Source organism: Vibrio genomosp. F6, assembly GCF_005146325.1.
Lineage (GTDB): Bacteria > Pseudomonadota > Gammaproteobacteria > Enterobacterales > Vibrionaceae > Vibrio > Vibrio cortegadensis.
On sequence record NZ_SYUT01000156.1, the window covers coordinates 1 to 596 of the forward strand.

2 protein-coding genes are annotated in these 596 nt (G+C 41.1%); both read left to right on the forward strand.

The window, feature by feature from the left end:
* Positions 1-25: 25 nt before the first annotated feature.
* Positions 26-283 carry a type II toxin-antitoxin system Phd/YefM family antitoxin gene (locus FCV43_RS20265; protein WP_017053480.1) on the forward strand — a complete coding sequence of 86 codons (258 nt, stop codon included), beginning with the start codon at positions 26-28 and terminating at the stop codon, positions 281-283.
* A complete protein-coding gene (locus FCV43_RS20270; protein ID WP_136996194.1) occupies positions 271-573 on the forward strand; it encodes a type II toxin-antitoxin system RelE/ParE family toxin in 303 nt (100 codons plus the stop codon). The genes FCV43_RS20265 and FCV43_RS20270 overlap by 13 nt, the downstream gene beginning before the upstream one ends.
* The last annotated feature ends 23 nt before the right edge of the window (positions 574-596 follow it).

Genomic DNA, 596 nt, shown 5'->3' on the forward strand with positions numbered 1-596 from the left:
TTAGTATTCCTTTGGAGCATCCCTCATGAAAGTTGAACTAGTTACGTCCTTGAAACGTCAGGCTACAAAGATCTTAGCTGATCTTCATGATAGCAAAGAGCCTGTGTTGATTACTGAGCATGGGAAGCCATCAGCTTATCTGGTTGATGTTGACGACTATGAGTTTATGCAAAATCGTCTTGCTATCCTTGAAGGTATAGCGAGAGGTGAACGAGCAATAGCAAATGGTAAGGTTACTTCTCACTCTAAAGCCAAAGAGAAGATGTCAAAATGGCTGAAGTAATCTGGACTGACCCTGCTTTATCAGATCTCAATGATATTGCCGAATATATAGCTTTAGAAAATATTGTAGCAGCCAAGCTTTTGGTTCAGTCTGTTTTCGATAAAGTGGAACGTTTGGAGATGTTCCCAGAGTCGGGGCGTGTCCCACCTGAACTTGACTATTTAAGCTACCGAGAAGTAGTTGCTAGTCCTTGTCGTGTTTTCTACAAACAAGAAAATGAAAAGGTTTATATTTTGTATGTGATGCGTGAAGAGCGTGATCTACGTAAGTTTTTACTGAGCAAGCAGTAGGCACGAATGAGCGGCTAACAAAC